Source organism: Clostridium sp. DL-VIII, from assembly GCF_000230835.1.
In the GTDB taxonomy this organism is placed as follows: domain Bacteria; phylum Bacillota; class Clostridia; order Clostridiales; family Clostridiaceae; genus Clostridium.
Map to the genome: position 1 here is coordinate 1,499,547 of NZ_CM001240.1, position 16,087 is coordinate 1,515,633.

General features: G+C 29.9%; 31 protein-coding genes. 27 read left to right on the forward strand and 4 right to left on the reverse strand.

The window, feature by feature from the left end:
• Positions 1-61: 61 nt before the first annotated feature.
• The 4 genes from CDLVIII_RS06760 to CDLVIII_RS06775 form a co-directional block, all read right to left on the reverse strand.
• On the reverse strand, positions 62-412 hold the full coding sequence (locus CDLVIII_RS06760; protein ID WP_009168687.1) for a helix-turn-helix transcriptional regulator: 351 nt from the start codon (positions 410-412) through the stop codon (positions 62-64).
• A 127-nt stretch (positions 413-539) separates the two neighbouring features.
• Positions 540-776, reverse strand: a complete 237-nt coding sequence (locus CDLVIII_RS06765) for a helix-turn-helix transcriptional regulator (protein ID WP_242835848.1) — start codon at positions 774-776, stop codon at positions 540-542.
• Between the two features lie 366 nt (positions 777-1,142).
• Entirely contained in the window at positions 1,143-1,466 is a 324-nt protein-coding gene (locus CDLVIII_RS06770) for a helix-turn-helix transcriptional regulator (RefSeq protein WP_009168689.1), read from the reverse strand.
• 47 nt (positions 1,467-1,513) lie between these two features.
• Entirely contained in the window at positions 1,514-1,867 is a 354-nt protein-coding gene (locus CDLVIII_RS06775; RefSeq protein WP_009168690.1) for a helix-turn-helix transcriptional regulator, read from the reverse strand.
• Between the two features lie 132 nt (positions 1,868-1,999).
• Between CDLVIII_RS06775 and CDLVIII_RS31100 the strand changes: the two genes are divergently transcribed.
• The 27 genes from CDLVIII_RS31100 (at position 2,000) to CDLVIII_RS06890 (ending at position 16,085) form a co-directional block, all read left to right on the forward strand.
• Positions 2,000-2,161: a hypothetical protein gene (locus CDLVIII_RS31100; protein WP_009168691.1), complete on the forward strand. Its 162-nt coding sequence runs from the start codon at positions 2,000-2,002 to the stop codon at positions 2,159-2,161.
• Between the two features lie 30 nt (positions 2,162-2,191).
• Positions 2,192-2,446 (forward strand): hypothetical protein, encoded by a 255-nt coding sequence (locus tag CDLVIII_RS06780; RefSeq protein ID WP_009168692.1) that lies wholly within the window; start codon positions 2,192-2,194, stop codon positions 2,444-2,446.
• A gap of 69 nt (positions 2,447-2,515) precedes the next feature.
• Complete coding sequence (locus CDLVIII_RS06785) at positions 2,516-2,695, forward strand: aspartyl-phosphate phosphatase Spo0E family protein (protein ID WP_009168693.1); 180 nt, start codon at positions 2,516-2,518, stop codon at positions 2,693-2,695.
• The gene (locus CDLVIII_RS31105; RefSeq protein WP_186005549.1) at positions 2,692-2,844 is read left to right on the forward strand and encodes a hypothetical protein; all 153 of its coding nucleotides are present in this window, start codon (positions 2,692-2,694) and stop codon (positions 2,842-2,844) included. The genes CDLVIII_RS06785 and CDLVIII_RS31105 overlap by 4 nt, the downstream gene beginning before the upstream one ends.
• Before the next feature lie 4 nt (positions 2,845-2,848).
• On the forward strand, positions 2,849-3,064 hold the full coding sequence (locus CDLVIII_RS06790) for a hypothetical protein (RefSeq protein ID WP_009168694.1): 216 nt from the start codon (positions 2,849-2,851) through the stop codon (positions 3,062-3,064).
• Between the two features lie 222 nt (positions 3,065-3,286).
• Positions 3,287-4,018: a hypothetical protein gene (locus tag CDLVIII_RS06795; RefSeq protein WP_009168695.1), complete on the forward strand. Its 732-nt coding sequence runs from the start codon at positions 3,287-3,289 to the stop codon at positions 4,016-4,018.
• Positions 4,012-4,401, forward strand: a complete 390-nt coding sequence (locus tag CDLVIII_RS06800) for a VRR-NUC domain-containing protein (RefSeq protein ID WP_009168696.1) — start codon at positions 4,012-4,014, stop codon at positions 4,399-4,401. Before CDLVIII_RS06795 ends, CDLVIII_RS06800 begins: the two co-directional genes overlap by 7 nt.
• 19 nt (positions 4,402-4,420) lie before the next feature.
• Positions 4,421-4,579, forward strand: a complete 159-nt coding sequence (locus tag CDLVIII_RS30405) for a transcriptional regulator (RefSeq protein WP_085959791.1) — start codon at positions 4,421-4,423, stop codon at positions 4,577-4,579.
• A 37-nt stretch (positions 4,580-4,616) separates the two neighbouring features.
• On the forward strand, positions 4,617-5,369 hold the full coding sequence (locus CDLVIII_RS06805) for a ParA family protein (RefSeq protein WP_009168698.1): 753 nt from the start codon (positions 4,617-4,619) through the stop codon (positions 5,367-5,369).
• 16 nt (positions 5,370-5,385) lie between these two features.
• Positions 5,386-5,790: a hypothetical protein gene (locus tag CDLVIII_RS06810; RefSeq protein WP_009168699.1), complete on the forward strand. Its 405-nt coding sequence runs from the start codon at positions 5,386-5,388 to the stop codon at positions 5,788-5,790.
• Positions 5,783-6,802 carry a ParB/RepB/Spo0J family partition protein gene (locus tag CDLVIII_RS06815; RefSeq protein ID WP_009168700.1) on the forward strand — a complete coding sequence of 340 codons (1,020 nt, stop codon included), beginning with the start codon at positions 5,783-5,785 and terminating at the stop codon, positions 6,800-6,802. The genes CDLVIII_RS06810 and CDLVIII_RS06815 overlap by 8 nt, the downstream gene beginning before the upstream one ends.
• Positions 6,803-6,824: 22 nt before the next feature.
• A complete protein-coding gene (locus CDLVIII_RS06820) occupies positions 6,825-7,067 on the forward strand; it encodes a hypothetical protein (RefSeq protein WP_009168701.1) in 243 nt (80 codons plus the stop codon).
• Positions 7,068-7,181: 114 nt separating this feature from the next.
• Positions 7,182-7,874, forward strand: a complete 693-nt coding sequence (locus CDLVIII_RS06825) for a hypothetical protein (RefSeq protein WP_009168702.1) — start codon at positions 7,182-7,184, stop codon at positions 7,872-7,874.
• A gap of 1 nt (position 7,875) precedes the next feature.
• Entirely contained in the window at positions 7,876-8,373 is a 498-nt protein-coding gene (locus tag CDLVIII_RS06830) for a hypothetical protein (RefSeq protein ID WP_009168703.1), read from the forward strand.
• A 79-nt stretch (positions 8,374-8,452) separates the two neighbouring features.
• Positions 8,453-8,998: a hypothetical protein gene (locus CDLVIII_RS06835; protein WP_009168704.1), complete on the forward strand. Its 546-nt coding sequence runs from the start codon at positions 8,453-8,455 to the stop codon at positions 8,996-8,998.
• A 22-nt stretch (positions 8,999-9,020) separates the two neighbouring features.
• Positions 9,021-9,323 carry a hypothetical protein gene (locus tag CDLVIII_RS06840; protein WP_009168705.1) on the forward strand — a complete coding sequence of 101 codons (303 nt, stop codon included), beginning with the start codon at positions 9,021-9,023 and terminating at the stop codon, positions 9,321-9,323.
• Positions 9,324-9,378: 55 nt separating this feature from the next.
• Positions 9,379-9,810 carry a hypothetical protein gene (locus CDLVIII_RS06845; protein ID WP_009168706.1) on the forward strand — a complete coding sequence of 144 codons (432 nt, stop codon included), beginning with the start codon at positions 9,379-9,381 and terminating at the stop codon, positions 9,808-9,810.
• Positions 9,811-10,022: 212 nt separating this feature from the next.
• Positions 10,023-10,196, forward strand: a complete 174-nt coding sequence (locus CDLVIII_RS31110) for a hypothetical protein (RefSeq protein ID WP_009168707.1) — start codon at positions 10,023-10,025, stop codon at positions 10,194-10,196.
• Positions 10,197-10,578: 382 nt separating this feature from the next.
• Positions 10,579-10,797, forward strand: a complete 219-nt coding sequence (locus tag CDLVIII_RS06850) for a hypothetical protein (protein ID WP_009168708.1) — start codon at positions 10,579-10,581, stop codon at positions 10,795-10,797.
• Between the two features lie 153 nt (positions 10,798-10,950).
• Positions 10,951-11,166, forward strand: coding sequence for a hypothetical protein (locus CDLVIII_RS06855; protein ID WP_009168709.1), 216 nt, complete (start codon positions 10,951-10,953; stop codon positions 11,164-11,166).
• Between the two features lie 46 nt (positions 11,167-11,212).
• On the forward strand, positions 11,213-12,220 hold the full coding sequence (locus tag CDLVIII_RS06860) for a tyrosine-type recombinase/integrase (RefSeq protein WP_009168710.1): 1,008 nt from the start codon (positions 11,213-11,215) through the stop codon (positions 12,218-12,220).
• Between the two features lie 23 nt (positions 12,221-12,243).
• Positions 12,244-12,657, forward strand: coding sequence for a sigma factor-like helix-turn-helix DNA-binding protein (locus CDLVIII_RS06865; RefSeq protein WP_009168711.1), 414 nt, complete (start codon positions 12,244-12,246; stop codon positions 12,655-12,657).
• A 335-nt stretch (positions 12,658-12,992) separates the two neighbouring features.
• Entirely contained in the window at positions 12,993-13,289 is a 297-nt protein-coding gene (locus tag CDLVIII_RS06870) for a hypothetical protein (RefSeq protein WP_009168712.1), read from the forward strand.
• A 67-nt stretch (positions 13,290-13,356) separates the two neighbouring features.
• Positions 13,357-13,539 carry a hypothetical protein gene (locus CDLVIII_RS06875; RefSeq protein WP_009168713.1) on the forward strand — a complete coding sequence of 61 codons (183 nt, stop codon included), beginning with the start codon at positions 13,357-13,359 and terminating at the stop codon, positions 13,537-13,539.
• 24 nt (positions 13,540-13,563) lie between these two features.
• Positions 13,564-13,842, forward strand: coding sequence for an HNH endonuclease (locus tag CDLVIII_RS06880; protein ID WP_009168714.1), 279 nt, complete (start codon positions 13,564-13,566; stop codon positions 13,840-13,842).
• Positions 13,843-13,921: 79 nt separating this feature from the next.
• On the forward strand, positions 13,922-14,356 hold the full coding sequence (locus tag CDLVIII_RS06885) for a hypothetical protein (RefSeq protein ID WP_009168715.1): 435 nt from the start codon (positions 13,922-13,924) through the stop codon (positions 14,354-14,356).
• Positions 14,349-16,085, forward strand: a complete 1,737-nt coding sequence (locus CDLVIII_RS06890) for a terminase large subunit (RefSeq protein ID WP_009168716.1) — start codon at positions 14,349-14,351, stop codon at positions 16,083-16,085. Before CDLVIII_RS06885 ends, CDLVIII_RS06890 begins: the two co-directional genes overlap by 8 nt.
• Positions 16,086-16,087: the final 2 nt, after the last annotated feature.

Here is a 16,087-nt window from a genome sequence, read left to right on the forward strand (position 1 = left end):
TCTTAACAATATAGTTTTTTATAACAAAAAAAGTAATCTTACAGTCATTATGGCATGTAGATTACTTTTTTGTTATTTTGTGAGAAACTATAATCTCATAAAGTTTTAATAATATATCTTTATTTTCATACAATTTAAATAATATATCTTTATCTTCATATAGCATTGATAGAAGTTTCTTATCATCAGCATTTAATTCATTAAAGTTATATTTTTCATCGGTGCGACCAAGTAAATAATCACTGGTAACATTGAATAGGTCTGCAATTTTTATAACGATATCAGACGGAGGAATAGTTGTATAATTTTCATATCCACCAACAGATTGCCGAGATACATTTAAATATTCTGCTAAATCGGTTTGACTCATGCCTTGACGTTCTCTAAGTTCTTTCAATCTTTCACCAAACAATTTATATGCTCCTTACAATTAACTTTAATTCAATTATATAGGAACATATAATTGGCATGTGCTGATTATACAGACATTTAAAAAATACGTGTTAATAGAATTGGCATTAATGATAACAGTTATTTTACTAGTTTACAATTTCTAATAATTCAAGAGGATTTACCTTTAGGGAATTAGCAATTTGTTCTACTGTCCTCAACGTCGGACTCTCCAGTCCATTTTCCACTTCGCTTATATGACTTTGAGATATCCCTGATATTCTGGCTACATCTTTTTGAGTTTTACATTTCTCAATCCGCTTTTTCTTAAGTTTAAATAATATCTTGAAAGCATCCAACTCCTTTTTACTCTTAAAATACGACAAAATAAATAAAAATACAAGTAGAAAATGTTGACAATTGTCGTAAATAGACTGAAAATATCGCTGTCAGGGATATTTAGGTGTGTTATAGTATCTGTATAAGAGAAAAACATATGAATAAAACTAAATGAATTGCTAAAGAAAGATAAAATCTTATTTGCATATTGCGAATGTATGTTCGTAAGTGATATAATTTATTTATCAATAATAGCGATATCGTTTATCGGAAGGAATGTTGAAAGATGGAAGAGATGAGGGAAAAAATTTATGAAATCTTAAGCAATATTAGGGAGGAAAGAAAATTAAAAATTATTTATCAATTTATTCTTGGAATAAGTGGAAAATAAAAGGCGGCTATGAAGCTGCCTTTTATTTTAGTTTGTCTACAATTTTTTTTAATAATGCCCATTCTTCATTTGAGAGCTGCTCAAGTACAGTGAAGACATTCTTTATAAATGAATCATCTGATTTGAATGAAGCATTAAACATATCACCATCACCAGTCCTTAGCCAATTTTCATTAACGTTAAATTCTTTGCAAATATCAGAAATAACTCTGTCAGTAAGATTTATTCTACCGACTTCTATATTGGCAATATTAGACCTTGACAATCCTATATTTTTTGAAAATTCTTCTTGATTCAATTTTAAGACGTTTTTTCTTAAGTCTTTAAGTCGTTCATAAACTTCCATTATAGTTTTTTACCTCCATGAATAAAAGGCGGCTTTTCAGCTACCTTTTATTTTAGATCTTTTACAAATTTTTTTACTTTATCCCATTGCTCTGGAGACATTTTCCCTAGGGCAATAAAAATATTTTGAACAAATTCATCATCTGTTTTAAGAGCATTTCCAACTATGTTAGCAACAAGTTCTGCCTTAGATAGATTATCAAACATATCACCCTCGCCAGTTCTCAGCCATTTTTCATTAACGTTAAATTCTCTACATATGGATTTTATCATTTGCTCAGTCAAATTTCTAGAGCCGCTTTCAATTTTAGAAATTCCAGGCCCAGTAATACCAAGTTGTTTAGCAAAGGAATCTTGACTTAAATTCAGTTCTTTTCTGATAGCTTTTAAGCGTTCATTCATTCATAAATTCCTCCTTTCAATAATGATAGTATCAATTTTTGTTGGCAGAGTCAAGAAAAATTGAATAAAAATATTGACAAACTTGACTATGACATTATATAATTATGGCATAGTCAATAAGGAGGTATAAACATGAAAAAAGAAATTTTGAAAGAACAATTAACAGATAAAAATTTAATTCAATTTCAGGAGCTAATGATGGATATTGGAAAGCTATCATACGAAAAGCGAATGGCGGTTTCTGCTTATGTTCAAGGGATACTTGTAGGAATGGATATGTCAAAACTTAATTAATCAAAAATAACTTAAAGGGAGATGAGTTAGATGGAGAAGAAAAAGGTAAGGACAAAGAAAGATGCTGCTCTTGGAGTATCACAAGAGCAGCAATCAAACAAGTTACCTGAAAGTATGAGAAACGTAAAAATGGATGCAGTTAAAAAAGCACTATTAAAGTATGGAATTCATAATGAAAAAGAATTGGATGAAGCTATTAAAAAAATGAAACCACTTAATATAGGCTGTATGGTATCTCCAATAAATAAAGATGGAACTGGTAAGAGTAAATTTATCAGGGAATAGATCAATGTTAGATGCTTCTATTTACCAGTAATTAACATAATAAATATTATTTATTTTGGAGGAAAGATAATGCAAGGCTTTTTAGTTGGGATTAAAGGTAATCAATTAGAAAAAGCAATCGAAGAGGTAAGAGAAAAGATGCATACAAGCATTAATGTAAATGGAAAATTATCGCCTGTAACTATTAAATTAAGCCAAGAATTGGACAAGTTAGTGGTTGCGGAGCAGTTAAGGAGGATGAGAGGTTGAAGAATCCAAAGAGACTAAAAAGGAAGTATAAATTATTCTTGAAGAATTTAGGATGCAATCCAGATGATTTTTTAATTGTAGGAGAATATCTTGAGTATTACAAATTTTACAACAAGGTCACTAGAGTGCCTTTTGATTTGAGGAGATAGCAAAATGATAAGCATAACATGCGGAGCTATACAGATTCCTGTTGAATCATTTAGAAAAATTGAAGAGACGTATATTTGCATTATGGAATCAAGCAAAATGCCAATGGGTACAATTGATTTTTCTAGATGTCATTTAAAATTTGTATTTGAAAATAATGGAACTAAATTTTATGAAGCAATAAAAAAGGACAAGCAACATAAGGAAAGTAATGGAAAATAATAATGTTAAATATTTGTAAAAAGCACATAAAAAATGACTATGATTGCACCAACAACCATAGTCATTAAGCTATACATTTAGCAATAATTTCTGTAAAAATATTATACCAAATGTATGGCAAAAAATCAATAGAATCAAGACTTTGAGACTTGATAATTATATTAACTCTAGGACAAATATAGATATTAATAAATAAAGCAGAAGAGAAAAGAGAGGGAATATATGCCATACGTAAAAAGGGAAGTAAAAGCTGGTGTAACTATAGAGATAAAAAAGTATTTTACAAGTAAGTATAAAGCTAAGGGAATGAAAAGAGGAGAAAGGGTTGGAATTACAACAGAGGAACAAGAGAAAATAAATCAGAGACATGCAGAAGATAAATTGAGATGGAAAATGAATGCAAATTTTGTAGATGGAGATTATCATACTGTTTTTGATTATAATTCAGAAAATAAACCAGATGGAAAAGAAGAAATGAGAAAAGATATGAGTGATTGTTTGAAGCAGTTAAGAAAAGAATGTAAAAAATTAGGAATGGAACTAAAGTATATACATGTAATGGAAATAGGACAAAAAGGAGCTAGACATCATCATTTAGTTATTAATGAAATACCAATTAAAATTTTACGTAAATGTTGGACAAAAGGAAGAATACATGTAACTCCATTAAATACAAATGGGCAATATAAAAAATTGGCAAACTATTTTATAAAATATTCTTCGACAACAAAGGAATTACAGCGTAAGAGATATTATTCTAGTAAAAATTTGATTATTCCAGAGCCCGATATAGAAATAGTTGCTTCCAATAAATATTTGGAAGAACCAAAACCTATAAAAGGGTACTATGTGGAAAAGGAAAGTATCTATAGTGATATGGATCAATATACAGGATATAAATATCTAACATATACACTTATAAAAATACCTGAAAGAGGAGGAATTATATGTTAACAATAAAAGAATCACAAGAGCAAGCATGGTTGTTTCAATGGGCAGGATATTATGAACAAAGGTTTCCAGAATTGCGGCTATTATTTCATGTCCCAAATGGTGGTAGAAGAGAAAAAAGGGAAGCTGCTTCATTGAAAAGGCAAGGTGTAAAAGCAGGTGTACCTGATTTAGTTTTACCTTCACCACATGGTGGTTATTGTGGACTTTATATTGAACTTAAGGCTGGTAAAAATAAAACAAGTAAAGAGCAAGATGAATGGATAGAGCTATTAAAAGAGCAAGGCTATTTTGTTACTGTCTGTTATGGATGGAGAGAAGCAGCAGATACAATTGAAAATTATTTGATGCAGCCAAGAACTACAATATTAAAAAATATAAGTTAAAGTTTGGATGGTGATTAGTATGGAAAATCAAAGAATGACACCTCATGAGCTTACACAAAAGACAGTTGCAGATATAGCAAGAAAAAGACAGTTGAAGAAGGATGGAGAGAGACAAGCATTGGATTGTTGCATGCGAAATAGGGACAAGATTTGGAAGAGAATATCTCGCTGTAGATAATAAATAGAAAATAAATAATGAAAGAGGTTAGATAGTTATGAGTATGAAAGTTATAAGCATTATTAATTTAAAAGGTGGGGTTGCTAAAACTATTAGCAGTGTAAATTTTGCACATATTTTAGCAACAATCCACAACAAAAGAGTACTAATTGTGGATAATGACAAGCAAGGTAATACATCAAAGTTATTTAGTGTTAAAGATGCAAAAAAAACTATAGCTGATATTATGGTGGAAAGCTGCATAAATGTTAAAACAGTTATACAAAAAACTGAATATGAGAACTTAGATATAATTCCAGCAAATATGGATTTGTTAGGAGCTAACTTGGAGGTTATAACAGATCAGGAGAGAGAAGGACAAGCAGAAATATTAAAAAATGCGTTAGATCAAGTAAGCCATGAGTACGATTATTGCATAATAGATAATCCACCAGACATTAATATATCTGTAATAAACGCGTTAGTGGCTTCAAATGATGTATTAATTCCAATAAGAATAGATCAATTTTCATTGGATGGGATGCAAGAGCTTATAAATCAAATTAATAGTGTAGAAACAGCAACTTTAAAAGGTTGTTTTATAACTCAATTTTCAAAGAATAAATCAAACATAAGTAAATTAGAAGAATTGAGAAATGATTCTAAGTATCCAATATTAAATACTGTTATAAGAAGATCAATAAAAGTAGAGGAAAGCACATTTGAGAACTTACCTTTGTTAGAGTATTCAAAGCGTTGCACTGCATCTAAGGACTATATAAGCCTTGTAGAAGAATATTTAAGTTTATAGAAAGGATGAATGTAATATGGGATTTAAATTAAAATTCAAGCTTGTTGACACTAAGACAAATGAAGTAGTAGATTACATTAATTGCAGTATAGCTGTAGCAGATGGGACAGTTCAGTCATTCAATAGGAAATGCGAATTAGAAGGAACAGCAGTAAATGCACATTTAAGGCCAATTCAATATGCAAATAAAGATGATATTAATAAAAAAGAAATATACCAAGGTTTTATAGTAGATAGAAAAGGTGGAGTACCAGGGGAAGAAGACATAATAGGAATAGTTGATTTTATGGAATGTGCATGGTGGATAGTAAATCATAAAGAACAAAGAGCAGTACCATTATTCAGCAAAACTGCAATTGATACGATCATCGGAAACATTTATAAAAACAAAGAACTATATGAGGTAGCTGGTTATGAGTAATTTTAATATGATGTCCTTAGTCAATAGCAAAAGTAAGGGCATTAAAGAAATTAATACAGAAGATTACAAGAGAATAAAGTTAGATCCTCGAAATGTTATCCCATCACAAAGCAACTTTTATAGTCAGGATAATATTGAAGAATTGGCAGATACATTTTTATTAGTAGGTCAGCAGCAGCCAACAGTATTAGGGAGAGTAAATAATGAATTTCGAATAATAAGTGGTCATAGAAGAAACTTAGCTAATATTCTAAATATCGAAAGAGGACATAAAGAATATGAAGAAGTTGAGTATTTATATAAGGATATGACGGAAGCATTTTTCGAATTATCTCTTATAATAGGAAATGCCTTTACTAGAAAGTTAAGTCCTTTTGAAGAAACAGAACAAGTTATAAGGTTAAAAAAGGCATTGATAAGGGCAAGAGATGAAGATGGATTAGAGATAAAAGGAAAATTAAGAAACGTTGTGGCTGAGTTGATGAATACAAGTCGCACTCAGGTAGCTAGAATGGAAGCAATTAATAATAATCTAACTGAAGAAGCTAAGGAACAATTTAAGGAAGGTAATTTAGGAATAACAGTAGCATATGAGACTAGTAAATTACCTGAAGAGGAGCAAAAGGAAATAGCTAAAAAAGTAGCAAATGGAGAGGAAATAAAATCTAAAGATATAGTAACGGTAGTTCAAGAGACTAGAAAAGAAACGGTGTCCGTTTCGGACACCAAAGCCAATGAAGAAAATGATATTAATTTGGTAGTTATAGATAATGATGTAGTTGATAAGGATACTGGTGAAATAGTAGAGCAGATAGTTCCAGAATATTTATCTAAAAGTGTAATAGACAGAATAAAAGAAATGACAACAAGTGAAATGGCAGATTTTTTGTGTGAAAAGTGTACTGGTATAGGTGGTGGAAATGGATGCTCAGGACTTTGTGATTTTGCTCTTTCATGTAAGTACACAAATAGACGAGAAGTATGTTTACAATGGTTAAATTCAAAACAATAGTAAATAGGAAGGTGGAGAGGTTATGTATATGTTATTTACAGATAAAGCACATTTGACTTTAGAAATAAGATCATTTAAAGGACATTTAAGTCCAAATGATACTAAGAAAGTTAAAGAAGGAAAAGTAGTTAAATTCAATATGTATCATGTTGGAAATAAAAGAAAAGACTTAGAGGAATTAGCTAATAAAATTAAAGATCAATGGATTAAAGAAACACAGGAATTAATATCAAAGTATAGAGGACTAACTGTACAACTAAAGTAAAACTTGCAGGACTAGGAGCATTGGCAGGGATTACACAATTGTTAATGTTATGGTTACTGCGAATTATGAGGGGACTATTCCCCTCAATATTAAATAATATGGGAGGATGGAATAATGGGATTGAAATATCTATTGGTTAAAGTAAAAGAAGATTCAAATGATGAGTTTAAAGAATATAGAGGATTAGAATTAATGGCAGCTAAAATAGACGAAGATAGAGAGCTGCTAATAGTTAGACCTATAGAGTTAGATCAGATGGAGAGGTTTTATAAAGCAAGCTATGATTCAGGAATGAAAGACATGATATCAAATGATTATGAATACTGCGTTTGGTATTTAGCAGATGAAGAATGCGAGCTTCAATGCTCTATAAATGTAGAGGAATTAGATATTATAAGAGAACTTACTGAAGAAGATTTTAAAGAGCATGAGAAAAACTTTGAAGAGTTCAAAAAAATTCATAAATTTAAAGAACGTCAGCAAAAGATGGAAGATGATGAAAAAGAAGATAAAAAGTGTGAAGATGAGTTTAATAGCCAAGACAAAGTTAATTTTAGAATAAAAACTAGAACTAGAGAAGGATATACAGAAGTAGAAGGGATAATTTATAAGGGGTTTGGAATTGAAAAGTCATGGAATACCATAACAATTTTAAGTGGAGAATCTAAAGGCTTAAAATTATGCAGCTGTCCTCCTCGAGAGATCAAAAAGATAATTGATGAGATAAAAGAGACTATTGGAAATGAAGATATTAAAGAAGAAAACAAAGAAGCTGTAATAAGTATTATAAGGAAATGGAGAGGATAATATGCTAAGACAAGCCATTTTATATAGTGAAGATTTAAGAAAAAAGTATGTAGAAGCTATGTGCGATGATTACTTTAAGTTCTATAGTGGATGTTCATATAGGAGCTTTGATATTGAAATATTAAAAGATGATTGGAATGTAATACAAAGAGTTTCTGTTAATTCTGAAGGTAAAATTATAGGATTTATGAGTGCAGAAATAAATAGAGATAGTAAAAATATAGATAGATTTGGAATAATGAATTTTACTAAGAATCCGAATGCAGTGTTTGCTAAGGACTTAATAAAGTTTTTAAGGGAATTAAAGCATAGTTACAATGCAAATAAATTTGAATTTGCAGCATACGTAGGAAGTGAAGCAGAAAAAATGTATACAAAATTTATATCCAAGTATGGTGGGAATGTTATTGGAAGAAAAAGAAGAAGCCAGAAGTTAGCAGATGGAGAATATTATGACACGACTATCTTTGAAATAATGAGGGAAGATATGAATTTTTAGTACAAGATACAAGATCTGTAGATTAAATAATCGCTATAAAGTGTTGAATGAAGAAGCAATCAAAGTGAGGTAGAGAGAAATGATTAAAAAAGGTGAAATGGTTACAATGCATAATTGTGTTGGAGCAATGAATTATCCTAATAAAATATGGAAAGTTGAAGTAGACGAACATACTGATAATTATGGACAACAGGTAGTTGGCTTAGAAGATGATGAAGAAAGGAGCTTTCCAGTAAAATTTTTAAATCAATACAGAGCAGTTTATAAATTAAATGATTATGAATGGTATATAACATCTTGGAGTTTAAAAGATACTTTAGATTGGTATAACAAAGAATTTGAAGATGAATTAACAGGAGACGATATAGAAGAATGCGATTTAGATTTAGAAGGAATGTGGTGGGAAACAAAAGATAAAAATGATATTGAAATATTAGGCGATTCTGATGAACTCATTCATATTGAAAAAACAGATAAGGGAACAATGAAAAAAGTTCAATTTGGAGATTTAATGAGACATGATGGATTAATATGCAAGTACACTTCATTTAGAGAAGTTATTAAAAATAATTATCTTGATGAACTACTTAATGAACCAGAAGTTATAGCTTCAATTGAGTGGTAAGTTGTAGAAGGAGTGAATTTATATGAAAGCAAATAAAAAAACATTAATAGCTGTAAAGAAGTTTTTAAATGAAGAGCAAGAATATTGGGATATAGATGAATTTAAAAGCGAATTAGTAACTAAAACAAATCTTTTAAAGCATGAAAGTATGGGAGAGCATAGTTTATCACCTGACGAATGTGGCATTGAATGGGATGGGCAAGAGATTTGCAACTTACAAGATTTTATAGATGATTATACTAGCAAATTCATTGAGGGGATATGCAATGTATTAGATTCTTTTGTTGGTGAAGATATTAGTTGCTATTTTGAAGATGAAGAGTAATGCGCAAGCTGTAAAAATTGTGTATCAAATAAAAATATAGAGAGGAAGAATTAGTATGGAAAATTTATGGTTTAATGAAGATGGCGATTGTGTTTGGGGATATAAGTCTTGTTTTGAGAGTGAAGATGCGTTTAAAAAGGCTGCTAATGATATTCATGTAAAACAAACTCAATATGGTTGCATCCTCGGAGAAGTTGAATGTGATGTATTTATTATGACAGAAAAAACATTACAAGGTGAAAGCTCTTATCCATTGAAGGATAGTGGAGTTGAAATAGCAACTTTGTTTTATGCTGATTGTGAAAGTTTAGAATCTTATGATTTAAAAGATAATGGTGAGATTGTGGAATTAGATGATGATACATTAATAAACTTGAAGGGTGAAAGAGTGGCAAAGTGTGATACATGTCAAGTGGTAATGCCATATGAAGAATACAAAAAGAATGATGGCTTTTGCAATGAATGTTTAGCTGATATGCATAACTAATGCTACATAATACTAAAATGTTAAGTAGTTTGTAAAAATCACTATAACGAAAAATAAGTCCCTACAAAGAGAGACTTATTTTCTAGAGTACGTCTAAAAATTATTTGAAACAACTAACTCATTAGATAGTATTCTAAACTTTAAAGATAATATGCAAAATATATTATGGTAATTTATGTTATGTAGATTTGGAGAAGAAAGGAGGATAAAGAATGAGTGAAGGAGTTCAAATAACGCTAATAATATGTGGAACAATTATATTTATTCAAATCTTCGGATTAATAATAATTAAAAGTTTATGGAATAAAAACAATAAGCTACAAATAAGTCATAATCCATCACCAAAAGGAGAAAAACCGGGATTTCCAGGAAGCAGATTACTATAGCTAAATTAAAAAGGTGTTCATCACGAACACCTTACCAATATTAGATAAAAAAAGCCCCATATTAAATGGGGAGGTAGAGGAACTACCGATAATGAAAAAAGGCTTATATTATTATATGATAGTTATTCTAAATAATGATTAAAAACGTTCGTTAAAGTTACAAGTAACTGTAAATAATGAAAGGAGAATTCCACTATCCTAATAATATTATATGAGCGTTAACATTAAGTGACACTTAATATTAAATAAAGAAAATAAGCCTCCATCAAGAAGAAGAACCTATTTTCTTTAAGCTAATGAAAAGTTCTATATTATATATTTCTATTTCATATTTATTATGTGAAATTAGAAAAGAAATATACAAAGAAGGAGTAAAAGCATTATGAAAAATAAAAAAGATATATTAAATTTGGTAAATGGAATAATTAACAATAGTGAATATAAAGAAGCGATAGAAAATTTTATTAAATTAGTACCAGGTATTGTAATGATGCATAGAGCAGTATATGAAGAGATGAAAAAACAGAAATACAGCGAAGAACAGGCATTTGAATTTGCAAGTGAGTATATTTTAATACTTCAACATTCAAGCAATAAATAAGCCCCTACAAAGAGGGACTTACTTTTATGGGATTGGTTCTAACAATTCTTAAGAAAATCGCTACATTAAGTAGTATTCTAAATTCTAAGGATAATATACAAAAAAATGATGGTAAGTTTTGTTATTTAAGATAGTGGAGAGGAGCTAATAAATATGATAACAACATATGCAAGAGGAAATTTGATATATTTTAAAAATAATGAGTGGTTTTATGTAGAGGATAATTCTAAATTTGATGATTCTAAGTCATGTAAGAAATGTGGCAAGTTTCCAACAAAAGAAGGATATGATGCTTGCTTAGGATATGTAAAAGATGCTAAATCTGCTTGCTGTGGTCATGGCATAGAAGAACCTTATATTAAATATTAGATTTAAGCAAATGAAATAAAAAACTACAGAGAAAGGAATGATAAACATGAGCAACCTAAACGAAGAAGTCAGTATAAAACTATTAGGAAAGTTAACATTAATATTACCAATATTAGAACAAAATTTTTCATTACAATTAGATATAAAAAGAACTATAGACGAAACACTTTACGATTATGAAGTTACATCTAAATGTACTGATTTAGTAGCAGGCGATATAGAAGAAAAAGCATCTATATACTTGGCTTGTAAGAAGTTAGAAGGATTAAGTCAAAAAACATTAGATAATTATAGATTATTTTTAGTAAAGCTAGATCAATTTTTTACTAAGCCATGTAGTACTATATCAACAATGGATTTAAGAATGTTCTTAGCATTTATGGGAAAAGGCAAACAAGCAACAACTATAAATGGATATATAACAATGCTTAAAGGCTTCTTCGGATGGTTGCAGTCAGAAGAATATATGATTACAAATCCAGCATTTAAGCTTAAACAAACAAAAGTACCACGTGTTATTTTACAGCCATATAAAGCTGAAAATTTGGAGAGGTTAAGAGAAGCATGTATTACAGAAAGGGAAAAAGCTTTATTTGAACTATTGGATAGTACAGCTTGTAGAATATCAGAATTAGATAACATTAAGCTAGAAGATATAAATTGGCAGGAAAGAAGCATAAAAGTGCTTGGAAAAGGAAGTAAGGAAAGAATCGTATTCTTTTCTACAAAGGCTAAATTACACATGCAAGGATATTTAAGTACAAGAGAAGGAGAATCAGAATATTTATTTATATCTGAGAGAGGTTCACATAATCATATAAAAGTAAGAGCATTACAATTAATATTAGCTAAAATAAAAGATAGAGCTGGTGTGGATGAAAGAGTACATTGCCATAAGTTCAGACGGACTCAAGCAACTAGATTATTAAACTCTGGTATGAGAATTGAAGGCGTACAAGGAATATTAGGGCATACTACTCCAAGTACAACACAAATATATGCTCAATTAAGCCAGGAAAATTTAAGGAATGAATATAGAAGATTAGTTGTATAAAGTTAATTCAAGGAGGATAACAGATGGAAAGCGTAATAAACAAAGTAGAAGAATATAAAGAGATTTTAGCGGATATTAATTATATAGATATAAGAGTTCAGGAACTTGAAGAAGAAATAATCGGAATAAGTGCACAGCCAGACGGAGAAAAAACAGGACAAACTTATAAGATTACATCAAGTGTAGAACAACAGGCAGAGAGACTCATGAGAAGGAAAGAGGAATTATATAGAGAACAGGCAGCTAAAAGAAGAGAACTTAAAAAAATTGATAATGCATTATCAATACTAACTGAAGAAGAAAGAGATATAATGCAGATTGTTCATATAGAACGCAGGAGATATTATATAGTACAAAATAAGTTAGGATTAACATATACACGAATTAAGCAAATAGAAAAGCAAGCAGCTAAGAGAATGAAAAAGTATCTCTATTAAGAGGTTTATAGAAAAACTGTAGGAAATATCTATAAAAGTTTAAGAAAAACTCCAAGAAATCACAAAATAAAAGGCTTATAATAGTAAATAGGAAAAGCATAAATTTTCCCTTCATAAATTATTAACCCCTTTCGAAATACCCTGTAGATAATATAGGGTATTTTTATTATGCTTATAGATTAGTAGAATAAAAATATATTATGAAAAGAAATGTAATTCATCCATTGCTCGAGAAAATATAGTGAGTTTTATTGGTTTATTTTATGTATTTTTGTAAAATATATAATTTATATGTCTATTTTTGTATAATTAGATATATGAAGGGGGGAAGAGTTATGGATGATAAAGAAGTAAAAAGTATTGTAGACGAATATATGAAACAAATTAAAGAACAAAGTATTGTTCTTAAGGCAAAAGGAAATTTCAGCATAAACTCTACTATAAGGCCAGACAGAAATATGCTAACTATTCAACTACTTATGGCACATGATAGTATTGAAAAAGTAATGGAAATAAAATTTAAAAATAATTGTTATTATGTAGCTGGAATCTTAAGCACTTCAATAAATAAAAAAACATGTTCTTCTTTAAAAGAATCTATTTATTGTGCGCTTGATAATATGCTGAGATAGGAAAATAAGAGACTCTAGGAATAGAGTCTCTTTTAATGCAATAAAACAGAAAGGAGATAAACCATGTATGAGAAAGAGAGTAAAACTTAATGTCAGATTCATCAATGGAAATGTAATATGTGCTAAGCCTCCTGGGCAATGTAATAACTGTAAGGACATAAAGCAATGCGAGAAGATGGATTTTTATTATTATCCATATAAAGATAGAGATATAAGAGAATGTTTTAATAATAGTGATAAGAAAAAATAAATTTTAAAAATAGAAGGTGATAGCATGGCTAGGCATAGTGAAATATATAAAACTAAAGAATGGAAAGATGCAAGGAGATATGTTATCTCTAGAAGCAATGGGTTATGCGAAAGGTGTAAGCATAAAGGTAAGATGGTGCCAGGTAAGATTGTACATCATAAGAAGTGGTTAACTGATGATAACAAAAATAATTGGGATATAGCTTACAACCCTAATAACTTAGAATATATTTGCAATGATTGCCATGAAGAGGAACACGATAGAAGTATAGGACTACAAAGTTTTTTAATCCCCCCGGGGTAAACAAATTTTATCGATTGCTGTGAGACCGTATAGGTGAGATAATTTATCACTCGAGCTTCGCGTACATGAGGGGTGTGGTATGAAAGAAGGTGAAATAATGAAAGATTACATTTTATCGCAGGAAACAACAGAAGATGAAGGATTTTTGAAAAAGATAGAAAATGAAAAAAGAATCAAAAAAGAGGCAAATAGGTTGAAAAAATTATTCAAAGATATGCCTAAAAATACTATGGATAAAGTATCTTCATTAATAAAAAATGCTGCTTTTATGACAATCACTCTTGAGGATTTACAAGAAAAAATAATTCAAGACGGAACTGTTTCAGAATATAAAAATGGTGAAAATCAATTTGGAACTAAAAAGAGTCCTGAAGTTGAAATATATAATACCATGATTAAAAATCATATGGGAATAATAAAGCAATTAACTGATCTTATGCCAGAAAAGCCACAAAAAGAAACAAATGAAAATGATCAATTATTCAATATAATAAATCGTGGTAAAAATGGCTAAAGTAAAAGCTGAAGTTCCACAATATATAAAGGAATGGCATGATTATGTTTCAGAAAAACCTAAGAATCATGGTAAGGATATTAAGAAACTAAAAAAATTAGTTGAGAAGCTTCTTAAGAGTAAAACTGTATTTTATGATGATACGGATGTAAAAGCTTTTATTGATTTTTGTAGGTTAGTAAAACATAGAGAAGGTCGTTGGGCAGGACAGCCCTTAGAGTTAAGTATTGAGCAAAAGTATATAGCAGCATGTGTATTTGGATTTAAAATATACGATACTGAGTTAAATATGGTAGTAAGATATTTTAAAGAAATGGCTTTATTGGTTGCTAGAAAATGGGGTAAAAGCACATTCGTATCTGCAATAGCTGATTTTATGCTGATGTGCGACAGGGAACCAGCAGCTCAAGTATGGTGTTTAGCAACACAAAAACAACAAGCAAGTATAGTATATGAAGCGGCTAAAAATTTTGCTTTAAGTAGTGAAGCTCTAAAACCTCATGTAAAAACTAGAAGGGATAAAGATAATTCAGAAATGTTTTTGTTTCCTGCTGGAAATAGCTATATGAAGGCAGGAAGTAAAAATAGTAATTCACAAGATGGATTAAATCCTCATTGTGTTGTTATTGATGAAATGCATGCTATAAAAGATAGAAATACTTATGATGTATTTTCATCCGCAATGGGAGCTAGGACACAACCTCTAATATTTATTATAAGTACTTTTGGATTTCAAAGAGAAGGTATTTTTGATAGTGTACTTGAAAGATGTGAAGCAGTACTAAATGGTGAGAGCCAAGAAAGACTTTTTCCTATTATATTTAGAATAGATGAGAATGATAAAGCAGAAGATAGAAAATGCTGGATAAAAGCTAATCCAGGATTGATAGAAGCTAGACCGACAATGAGCTATCTTGAAGGAGAATATCAAAAAGCGTTGAAAGATCCTGCTCAAATGCCATCATTTTTAGCTAAACATTTAAATAGAGCAAGTTCTATGAGTGTAGTTTACTTTAACTTACAAGATGTAGACAGATGCGCTATTGATATGAATTTAGATATGATACAGGACAAGTATGCAGTTGGTGGTGCTGATTTAGCAGAAACAACAGATTTATGTTGTGCTTCAGCTTTAATACCTATAGATGGAAAGTTATATTTGTTCCAAAAATATTTTATAGCAGAATCTAGAATTCAACAAAATTCAAAGGCTGATAAAATGGCATATGAAAGTTTTTGCCATACTAATGCATTAGATCCACTTAATAATGAATTACTTAAAATATGTGAAGGTAGTTTAGTAAAAAAAAGTGATGTAACTGAATGGTTTATTGAATTATCTGAGAAATATCAAGTAACATTTTGGAAAATTGGCGCCGACAGGTGGCATTTTGATGAATGGAGCGAAGACATGGCACTAAATGGGTTTCCAAAGGAAGATAAAGATGGTAGAGGTGTATTATTTCCAGTAGCAATGGGAGCTAAGAGTTTATCAGAGCCTATGAAAGAAACTAGGGTATTATTTGAAGATGAGATAATACAATTTAGCAGGCATAATGGTTTATTTAGATGGTGTACAACAAATACAGCAGCGAAGATAACAATGCCTAATAATGACATACAACCAGATAAATCAAAATCAAAGGCACGTATCGATGGATATGTGTCTTTTTTATGTGCCTATATTGCTTATAAAAAATGCAAAGATTTGTTTGAAGAATATCAATAAAA

Excerpts from the sequence above, each read along its gene's own strand:
- CDLVIII_RS06840 (WP_009168705.1), top strand. The coding sequence starts at position 9,021 with ATGAAAGCAAATAAAAAAACATTAATAGCTGTAAAGAAGTTTTTAAAT.
- CDLVIII_RS06845 (WP_009168706.1), top strand. The coding sequence starts at position 9,379 with ATGGAAAATTTATGGTTTAATGAAGATGGCGATTGTGTTTGGGGATAT.
- CDLVIII_RS06870 (WP_009168712.1), top strand. The coding sequence starts at position 12,993 with ATGGATGATAAAGAAGTAAAAAGTATTGTAGACGAATATATGAAACAA.
- CDLVIII_RS06885 (WP_009168715.1), top strand. The coding sequence starts at position 13,922 with ATGAAAGAAGGTGAAATAATGAAAGATTACATTTTATCGCAGGAAACA.
- CDLVIII_RS06825 (WP_009168702.1), top strand. The coding sequence starts at position 7,182 with ATGGGATTGAAATATCTATTGGTTAAAGTAAAAGAAGATTCAAATGAT.
- CDLVIII_RS31100 (WP_009168691.1), top strand. The coding sequence starts at position 2,000 with ATGAAAAAAGAAATTTTGAAAGAACAATTAACAGATAAAAATTTAATT.
- CDLVIII_RS30405 (WP_085959791.1), top strand. The coding sequence starts at position 4,421 with ATGGAAAATCAAAGAATGACACCTCATGAGCTTACACAAAAGACAGTT.
- CDLVIII_RS06850 (WP_009168708.1), top strand. The coding sequence starts at position 10,579 with ATGAAAAATAAAAAAGATATATTAAATTTGGTAAATGGAATAATTAAC.
- CDLVIII_RS06835 (WP_009168704.1), top strand. The coding sequence starts at position 8,453 with ATGATTAAAAAAGGTGAAATGGTTACAATGCATAATTGTGTTGGAGCA.
- CDLVIII_RS06830 (WP_009168703.1), top strand. The coding sequence starts at position 7,876 with ATGCTAAGACAAGCCATTTTATATAGTGAAGATTTAAGAAAAAAGTAT.
- CDLVIII_RS06795 (WP_009168695.1), top strand. The coding sequence starts at position 3,287 with ATGCCATACGTAAAAAGGGAAGTAAAAGCTGGTGTAACTATAGAGATA.
- CDLVIII_RS06800 (WP_009168696.1), top strand. The coding sequence starts at position 4,012 with ATGTTAACAATAAAAGAATCACAAGAGCAAGCATGGTTGTTTCAATGG.
- CDLVIII_RS06810 (WP_009168699.1), top strand. The coding sequence starts at position 5,386 with ATGGGATTTAAATTAAAATTCAAGCTTGTTGACACTAAGACAAATGAA.
- CDLVIII_RS06865 (WP_009168711.1), top strand. The coding sequence starts at position 12,244 with ATGGAAAGCGTAATAAACAAAGTAGAAGAATATAAAGAGATTTTAGCG.
- CDLVIII_RS06780 (WP_009168692.1), top strand. The coding sequence starts at position 2,192 with ATGGAGAAGAAAAAGGTAAGGACAAAGAAAGATGCTGCTCTTGGAGTA.
- CDLVIII_RS06790 (WP_009168694.1), top strand. The coding sequence starts at position 2,849 with ATGATAAGCATAACATGCGGAGCTATACAGATTCCTGTTGAATCATTT.
- CDLVIII_RS06855 (WP_009168709.1), top strand. The coding sequence starts at position 10,951 with ATGATAACAACATATGCAAGAGGAAATTTGATATATTTTAAAAATAAT.
- CDLVIII_RS06820 (WP_009168701.1), top strand. The coding sequence starts at position 6,825 with ATGTATATGTTATTTACAGATAAAGCACATTTGACTTTAGAAATAAGA.
- CDLVIII_RS06880 (WP_009168714.1), top strand. The coding sequence starts at position 13,564 with ATGGCTAGGCATAGTGAAATATATAAAACTAAAGAATGGAAAGATGCA.
- CDLVIII_RS06890 (WP_009168716.1), top strand. The coding sequence starts at position 14,349 with ATGGCTAAAGTAAAAGCTGAAGTTCCACAATATATAAAGGAATGGCAT.
- CDLVIII_RS06770 (WP_009168689.1), bottom strand. The coding sequence starts at position 1,466 with ATGGAAGTTTATGAACGACTTAAAGACTTAAGAAAAAACGTCTTAAAA.
- CDLVIII_RS06805 (WP_009168698.1), top strand. The coding sequence starts at position 4,617 with ATGAGTATGAAAGTTATAAGCATTATTAATTTAAAAGGTGGGGTTGCT.
- CDLVIII_RS06775 (WP_009168690.1), bottom strand. The coding sequence starts at position 1,867 with ATGAATGAACGCTTAAAAGCTATCAGAAAAGAACTGAATTTAAGTCAA.
- CDLVIII_RS06875 (WP_009168713.1), top strand. The coding sequence starts at position 13,357 with ATGAGAAAGAGAGTAAAACTTAATGTCAGATTCATCAATGGAAATGTA.
- CDLVIII_RS31110 (WP_009168707.1), top strand. The coding sequence starts at position 10,023 with ATGAGTGAAGGAGTTCAAATAACGCTAATAATATGTGGAACAATTATA.
- CDLVIII_RS06785 (WP_009168693.1), top strand. The coding sequence starts at position 2,516 with ATGCAAGGCTTTTTAGTTGGGATTAAAGGTAATCAATTAGAAAAAGCA.
- CDLVIII_RS06860 (WP_009168710.1), top strand. The coding sequence starts at position 11,213 with ATGAGCAACCTAAACGAAGAAGTCAGTATAAAACTATTAGGAAAGTTA.
- CDLVIII_RS06815 (WP_009168700.1), top strand. The coding sequence starts at position 5,783 with ATGAGTAATTTTAATATGATGTCCTTAGTCAATAGCAAAAGTAAGGGC.